This is a genomic window from Pseudomonas sp. GZD-209, assembly GCF_049310485.1.
Classification (GTDB): domain Bacteria; phylum Pseudomonadota; class Gammaproteobacteria; order Pseudomonadales; family Pseudomonadaceae; genus Aquipseudomonas; species Aquipseudomonas sichuanensis.
In genome coordinates, this window is record NZ_JBMOWQ010000207.1 from 1 (window position 1) to 7,434 (window position 7,434).

At 66.1% G+C, this 7,434-nt stretch carries 7 protein-coding genes; 4 read left to right on the forward strand and 3 right to left on the reverse strand.

What is annotated here, in order from left to right; all coding sequences use genetic code 11:
• Nucleotides 1-30 precede the first annotated feature (30 nt).
• Complete coding sequence (gene dadA / locus ACO6VM_RS21730; protein WP_125466048.1) at nucleotides 31-1,332, reverse strand: D-amino acid dehydrogenase; 1,302 nt, start codon at nucleotides 1,330-1,332, stop codon at nucleotides 31-33.
• A gap of 155 nt (nucleotides 1,333-1,487) precedes the next feature.
• Here dadA and dadR point away from each other — a divergent pair, with 155 nt between their 5' ends.
• Nucleotides 1,488-1,976, forward strand: coding sequence for a transcriptional regulator DadR (dadR, locus tag ACO6VM_RS21735; protein WP_003258963.1), 489 nt, complete (start codon nucleotides 1,488-1,490; stop codon nucleotides 1,974-1,976).
• A 4-nt stretch (nucleotides 1,977-1,980) separates the two neighbouring features.
• Here the strand turns inward: dadR and ACO6VM_RS21740 are convergent, their stop codons facing one another.
• A complete protein-coding gene (locus ACO6VM_RS21740) occupies nucleotides 1,981-2,334 on the reverse strand; it encodes a YkgJ family cysteine cluster protein (RefSeq protein WP_401055845.1) in 354 nt (117 codons plus the stop codon).
• Nucleotides 2,335-2,545: 211 nt separating this feature from the next.
• Between ACO6VM_RS21740 and ACO6VM_RS21745 the strand changes: the two genes are divergently transcribed.
• The gene (locus tag ACO6VM_RS21745) at nucleotides 2,546-3,838 is read left to right on the forward strand and encodes an NAD(P)/FAD-dependent oxidoreductase (RefSeq protein ID WP_422403810.1); all 1,293 of its coding nucleotides are present in this window, start codon (nucleotides 2,546-2,548) and stop codon (nucleotides 3,836-3,838) included.
• Between the two features lie 70 nt (nucleotides 3,839-3,908).
• On the opposite strand, the gene ACO6VM_RS21750 is transcribed toward ACO6VM_RS21745, so the two are convergent.
• Nucleotides 3,909-4,139, reverse strand: a complete 231-nt coding sequence (locus ACO6VM_RS21750; RefSeq protein ID WP_153786728.1) for a DUF1127 domain-containing protein — start codon at nucleotides 4,137-4,139, stop codon at nucleotides 3,909-3,911.
• Nucleotides 4,140-4,317: 178 nt separating this feature from the next.
• On the opposite strand from ACO6VM_RS21750, the gene ACO6VM_RS21755 reads away from it, so the two are divergent.
• Nucleotides 4,318-5,748, forward strand: a complete 1,431-nt coding sequence (locus ACO6VM_RS21755) for a PLP-dependent aminotransferase family protein (RefSeq protein ID WP_401055849.1) — start codon at nucleotides 4,318-4,320, stop codon at nucleotides 5,746-5,748.
• 60 nt (nucleotides 5,749-5,808) lie between these two features.
• A complete protein-coding gene (locus ACO6VM_RS21760; protein WP_422403811.1) occupies nucleotides 5,809-7,365 on the forward strand; it encodes a phospholipase D family protein in 1,557 nt (518 codons plus the stop codon).
• Nucleotides 7,366-7,434: the final 69 nt, after the last annotated feature.

Here is a 7,434-nt window from a genome sequence, read left to right on the forward strand (position 1 = left end):
CCCCGCGATGAGGCCAACAGCATCGAACGCTTACTGGTGCGCCGGCGCCGGCTGGCCTTGGCTGGCTGCTTCGCGGCTGTTGCCGTAGCGCGAGATGTCCAGGCCTTCGGCGCTGATCTGCGGCTTCTTGCGGGCAATCAGGTCGGCCAGCAGGCGGCCGGAACCGCATGCCATGGTCCAGCCCAGGGTGCCGTGACCGGTGTTGAGGAACAGGTTACGGAACTTGGTGGCACCGACGATCGGCGTGCCGTCCGGGGTGGCCGGGCGCAGACCGGTCCAGAAGCTGGCCTGGCTCAGGTCGCCGCCGCGAGGATAAAGGTCGTTGACGATCATCTCCAGCGTTTCGCGTCGACGCGGGTTCAGCGACAGGTCAAAACCGGCGATCTCGGCCATGCCGCCAACCCGGATACGGTTGTCGAAACGGGTGATCGCCACCTTGTAGGTTTCGTCGAGGATGGTCGAGGTCGGCGCCATGTCGCCATCGGTGATCGGCACAGTCAGCGAGTAGCCCTTGAGCGGGTAAACCGGGGCCTTGATGCCCAGCGGCTTGAGCAGTTGCGGCGAGTAGCTGCCCAGGGCCAGCACGTAGCGGTCGGCGGTTTCCAGCTTGCCGTCGATCCACACGCCGTTGATGCGGTCACCGGCGAAGTCCAGGCGCTGGATGTCCTGGCCGAAGCGGAACTCGACGCCCAGCTTGACGGCCATGTCGGCCAGCTTGGTGGTGAACAGCTGGCAGTCGCCGGTCTGGTCGTTAGGCAGGCGCAGGGCGCCGGCGAGGATATCCTTCACGCCGGCCAGGGCCGGCTCGACGCGGGCGATGCCGTCGCGGTCGAGCAGCTCGTAAGGCACGCCGGACTGCTCCAGCACGGCGATGTCCTTGGCCGCGGCATCCACCTGGGCCTGGGTGCGGAACAGCTGGGTGGTGCCCAGGCTGCGGTTCTCATAAGCGATGCCGGTTTCGGCACGCAGCTCGTCGAGGCAGTCGCGGCTGTACTCGGACAGGCGCACCATGCGCTCCTTGTTCACCGCGTAGCGGCTGGCGGTGCAGTTGCGCAGCATCTGCGCCATCCACAGGTACTGGTCGACATCGCCGGTGAGCTTGATGGCCAGTGGGGCGTGGCGCTCCAGCAGCCATTTGATGGCCTTGAGCGGCACGCCTGGCGCAGCCCACGGCGAGGCATAGCCGGGCGAGATCTGGCCTGCGTTGGCGAAGCTGGTTTCCATGGCCACCGCCGGCTGGCGGTCGACCACCGTGACTTCGAAACCTTGCCGGGCCAGATAGTAGGCACTGGCGGTTCCGATCACACCGCTACCTAGTACCAGTACTCGCATTGTTCATCCCTCGCACGCGGCTCGCCGCAGTCTTTTGTTGATATGGCATGGATGCGCGCATTGTATGAAGGAGAGCCCAGTGCAATTCACTATATAAACGCCTATATTTGGCGAGAATTCTCGGCAAAATCGCCTTTGACGGAGGGGCATCCCCTATGAGAACCCAGCACCAGAGCAAGCGTGAACTGGACAAGATCGACCGCAATATCCTGCGCATCCTGCAGAATGACGGCCGCATCTCGTTCACCGAACTGGGCGAGAAAGTCGGGCTGTCGACCACCCCCTGCACCGAGCGCGTGCGCCGCCTGGAGCGCGAGGGGATCATCATGGGCTACAACGCCCGGCTCAATCCGCAGCACCTCAAGGGCAGCCTGCTGGTGTTCGTCGAGATCAGCCTGGACTACAAGTCCGGCGATACCTTCGAAGAGTTCCGCCGCGCCGTGCTCAAGTTGCCCCACGTGTTGGAGTGCCACCTGGTGTCGGGCGATTTCGACTACCTGGTGAAGGCGCGTATCTCGGAAATGGCCTCGTACCGCAAGCTGCTGGGCGACATCCTGCTGAAGCTGCCGCACGTGCGCGAGTCGAAGAGCTACATCGTGATGGAAGAAGTGAAAGAGAGCCTGTGCCTGCCGATTCCGGACTGAGGCGTCAGACCAGCACCTGGCGGGTGCTGGCGATATAGCTGTGCACCAGTTGTTCGGCCGCCGGGTCGATCGGCTGCTCAGGCCCGCGGCCACGCGGGCAGGCCATGCGCGGGGTGGTGCCGAACAGGCGGCAGATCATCGGGCGTTCTTCGTAGACGGTGCAGCCGTCGGGGCCCAGGTGCACGCAGTTCAGGTGCTCCAGGGCCACTTCCTGTTCGGCCGGGGTCTTGCGCGGCAGGCGGGCCATTTCTTCGGCCGAGGTGGTGACCGGGCCACAGCAATCGTGGCAGCCGGGTACGCACTCGAACGAGGGAATGAGTTCGCGCAGGAAGTGGATCTTGTGGCGGTTGCAGGACATGGCCGAGGACAGAGCGAGGAATGAGGTTGAATTATAAGCCCAATCGCGGGGGGGGGCAAAACACCACAATCAAGGAACGGGAGGAGGGGGGGGGGCTATGCGTGGGGCGAACCCCCCCCAAGGGAACAAGGGAGGGTGGGGGGGTGTCCCTCCCCCGCGATTGGCCAGTTGCCTATCCTCCACCTTTCGCCTCAGCCCCGGGAATCGACAGATGATCCATAGCGCGCAGCACGCCGCCTCCTACTACGCCGCCAGCAGCGCGCCACACCCGGACCACGCGTTCCTGCAGGGCGAGCACAGCGCCGACGTGTGCATCGTCGGCGGAGGCTATTCGGGCCTGAACACCGCCATCGAACTAGCCGAGCGCGGCCTGTCGGTGATCCTCCTGGAAGCCCGCAAGCTTGGCTGGGGCGCCAGCGGGCGCAACGGCGGGCAACTGATTCGCGGGGTCGGCCATGGCCTGGAGCAGTTCCTCCCGGTGATCGGCGAGGACGGCGTGCGCAGCATGCGCTTGATGGGCCTGGAGGCCGTGGAGATCGTCCGTGAGCGGGTCGAGCGCCACGCCATCGACTGCGACCTGACCTGGGGCTACTGCGACCTGGCCAACAAACCCGCCGAGCTTGCGGGCTTTGCCGAGGACGCTGAAGAACTGCGCAGCCTGGGCTATCGCCATGAACTGCGCCTGGTGCAGCCCGGCGACATGCATTCGGTGGTCGGCTCCGACCGCTATGTCGGCGGCCTGATCGACATGGGCTCGGGGCACCTGCACCCGCTCAACCTGGCGCTCGGTGAAGCGGCTGCCGCCAGCCGCCTGGGCGTGCGGTTGTTCGAGCAATCGGAAGTCACCCGCATCGACTACGGCCCTGAAGTGAAGGTGCACACCGCCCAGGGCCGGGTACGCGCCAATACCCTGGTGCTGTGCTGCAACGCCTACCACAACGACCTCAACCGCGAACTGGGCGGCAAGGTGCTGCCGGCCGGTAGCTACATCATCGCCACCGAGCCGCTGGGCGAGGAGCGTGCACGCCAGCTGCTGCCGCAGAACATGGCGGTGTGCGACCAGCGCGTGGCCCTGGACTACTACCGGTTGTCCGCCGACCATCGCCTGCTGTTCGGCGGTGCCTGCCACTACTCCGGGCGCGACCCGCAGGACATCGCCGCCTACATGCGGCCGAAGATGCTCAAGGTGTTCCCGCAACTGGCCGACGTGCGCATCGACTACCAGTGGGGCGGGATGATCGGCATCGGCGCCAACCGCCTGCCGCAGATCGGCCGCCTGGCCGGGCAGCCGAACGTCTATTACGCCCAGGCCTACTCCGGGCATGGGGTGAACGCCACCCACCTGGCCGGGCGCCTGCTCGGCGAAGCCATCAGCGGCCAGCAGAGCGGGCGTTTCGACCTGTTCGCCAAGGTGCCGCACCCGACCTTCCCCGGCGGCAAGCTGATGCGCTCGCCGCTGTTGGCGCTGGGGATGTTGTGGTACCGGCTCAAAGAGCTGGTGTGATCGGGTATCGGGCCCTATCGCCGGCAAGCCGGCGATAGGGCCAACCCTGACAACCCAATACCTTGATCCCTCAATCCTTCCAGAACGGCTTGCGCGCCTCGCGGCACGCCTGCTCCCAGGTCAGCCCGATATCGCGCAGCTGGTAGTCCTCCAACTGCAGCAAGGCCCTGCGGGTGCGCCAGCGATGCAGCATGAGCCCCCAGCGCCCGAGCCCCGCCGGAGCGCTGTAGACCTTGGGCCGCTGCCCTGCCTCCAGTTCCGTGGCCAACAGTTGCAACCGTACATCGCTCATGCCACCCATTACCGCACCCTCCAGATCACGTCATAGCGTGCAGAAAGCATGCGCGTGCGGGCCATGAGCAATACAGATCCAACACAGATTTATTATTTCCATACAGAATTGGCGGCAGGGCGGCTGAATGGAGTATTTTCCTACAATCTGTATCGGTCCCGCCCCACAAGATATTCAGGAGTATGCCGTGACCCTCTACCTCAACCTGGCCGAACTGCTCGGGTCACGCATCGAGCAGGGCCTGTACCGGCCGGGCCAACGCCTGCCCTCGGTCCGCGCCCTGAGCACCGAGCACGGGGTCAGCCTGAGTACCGTGCAACAGGCCTATCGCCTGCTGGAGGACAACGGCCTGGTGTCGCCACGGCCCAAGTCCGGCTACTTCGTCGCCGAGGACCGCAACCTCCCTGCCCTGCCCGACATCAGCCGCCCGGCGCAACGGCCTGTGGATATCTCCCAGTGGGAACAGGTGCTGGAACTGATACGCGCCACCCCGCGCCCGGACGTGATCCAGCTGGGCCGCGGCATGCCGGATGTCGACAGCCCCACGCTCAAGCCGCTGCTGCGCAGCCTGGCGCAGCTCAGCCGGCGCCAGGACATGCCCGGCCTGTACTACGACAACATCCACGGCAATGCCCAACTGCGTGAGCAGATCGCCCGGCTGATGCTCGATTCCGGCTGCCGCCTGGGCCCGGCCGACCTGGTGGTGACCACCGGCTGCCACGAGGCGCTGTCGTGCAGCATCCGCGCGGTGTGCCAACCCGGGGACATCGTCGCGGTCGACTCGCCGAGCTTCCACGGCGCCATGCAGACCCTCAAGGGCCTGAGCATGAAAGCGCTGGAGATCCCCACCGACCCAATCACCGGCATCAGCCTCGAAGCGCTGGAGCTGGCCCTGGAGCAGTGGCCGATCAAGCTCATCCAGATCACCCCCAACTGCAACAACCCGCTGGGCTACATCATGCCCGAGGCGCGCAAGAAGGCCTTGCTCACCCTCGCCCAGCGCTACGACGTGGCGATTCTCGAAGACGATGTGTATGGCGACCTGGCCTACACCTATCCGCGCCCGCCCACCATCAAGTCGTTCGACGACGATGGCCGGGTGCTGCTGTGCAGTTCGTTTTCCAAGACCCTGGCACCGGGCCTGCGTATCGGCTGGGTGGCGCCGGGGCGCTACCTGGAGCGGGTGCTGCACATGAAGTACATCAGCACCGGCAGCACCGCCTGCCAGCCACAACTGGCCATTGCCGACTTCATCGCCGAGGGCCACTACCAGCCGCACCTGCGGCGCATGCGCAGCCAGTACCAGCGCGGCCGCGACCAGATGTGCGACTGGGTGACCCGTTATTTCCCGCCGGGCACCCGCGCCAGCCGGCCCCAGGGCGGCTTCATGCTGTGGGTGGAGCTACCGGAAAGTTTCGATACGTTGCGCCTGAACCGGGCTTTACTGGAGCAGGGCGTGCAGATCGCCGTGGGCAGCATCTTCTCGGCCTCGGGCAAGTACCGCAATTGCCTGCGCATGAACTTCGCCGCGCGGCCGACGCCGCAGATCGAAGCCGCGGTGCGCAAGGTAGGGGAAACCGCCCATCGTCTACTGGCAGCCGAACACGCCGCCGGGTAACGTTGCGCCGGCCGCCACGGTCCAACCCCATAAGCCCCTGTCGCACAGGACGATTCACCCTTGAGACGCCAGCCAGCCTTGCCCCTGCTGCTGGTGCTGCTGCTCGGCCTGTCAGGCTGCGCCAGCATCGGTACACCCCGTGATGTCAGCCAGGCGCTGCCGGCCAGTGAATCGGCGTTCGGCCGCTCGGTGCAACGCCAGGCCGCGCCCTACGAGGGGCGTTCGGGTTTTCGCCTGCTGCCCAACAGCAACGAGGCCTTCCGCGCCCGCGCCGAGCTGATCCGCAACGCCCAGGCGAGCATCGACCTGCAGTACTACATCGTCCACGACGGCCTCAGCACCCGCGCTCTGGTGCACGAACTGCTGCGCGCCGCCGACCGCGGCGTGCGCGTGCGCATCCTGCTCGACGACACCACCAGCGATGGCCTGGACACCATCATGGGCACACTGGATGCCCACCCGAACATCCAGATCCGTGTGTTCAACCCGCTGCACCTGGGCCGCAGCACCGGCGTGACGCGCGCCGTGGGCCGACTGTTCAACCTGTCACGCCAGCATCGACGCATGCACAACAAGCTGTTCCTGGTGGACAACAGCATGGCCATCGTCGGCGGGCGCAACCTGGGCGACGAATACTTCGACGCCGAGCCCAACCTCAACTTCACCGACATCGACCTGTTGGGGGTAGGCCCGGTGGCCGAGCAACTCGGTCATGGCTTCGACCAGTACTGGAACAGCGCCCTGAGCCGGCCGATCGGCGACTACCTGTGGTGGCAGCCCGATGCCGAAGACCTGCGCGCCAGCCGCCAGCGCCTGGAAGTGTCCCTGGCCGAGGCACGCATCAAACGCAAAGCCCTGTACGACCGGCTGATGGCCTACCAGGCACAGCCACGTCTGGACGTATGGCGCAATGAGCTGATCTGGGCGCACAGCCAGGCACTGTGGGACGCGCCGAGCAAAGTGCTGGCCGATGACGAGCCCGACCCACAGTTGCTGATGAGCCAGCAGTTGGCGCCGGACCTGAACAGCGTGCGGCACGAGCTGATCCTGGTGTCGGCCTACTTCGTGCCGGGTGAGCCGGGCCTGCTGTACCTGACCAGCCGTGCGGACGCCGGCACCTCGGTCAAGCTGCTGACCAATTCGCTGGAGGCCACCGACGTACCGGCGGTGCACGGCGGTTACGCGCCCTACCGCCGCGCCCTGCTCGAACATGGCGTGCAGTTGTACGAGCTGCGCCGCCAGCCCGGCGACCGAAGTACCCGGCGCGTCCTGAGCCTGCACGGCAGCTCCGACTCGAGCCTGCACAGCAAGGCGATGGTGTTCGATCGGCGCAAGACGTTCATCGGCTCGTTCAACTTCGACCCGCGTTCGGTGCTGTGGAACACCGAGGTCGGCGTGCTGGTGGACAGCCCGGAGCTGGCCGAGTACACCCGCGACCTGGCGGTACAGGGCATGGCGCCGGCGTTGAGCTACCAGCCAAAGCTGGTGGGCGGGAAGCTGGTGTGGGTCACCGAGGACAATGGCCAGCGGCATATGCTGCTGACCGAGCCCGGAGGGGTATGGCGACGCTTCAACGCCTGGATCAGCAAGGCGGTGGGGCTGGAGAAGATGTTGTAGGGCCTATCGGGGGGGGGGGGGGGAGCCACACAACCCCCTCCCCCCACCCCCGCTAGGGGGAGGGGGTCT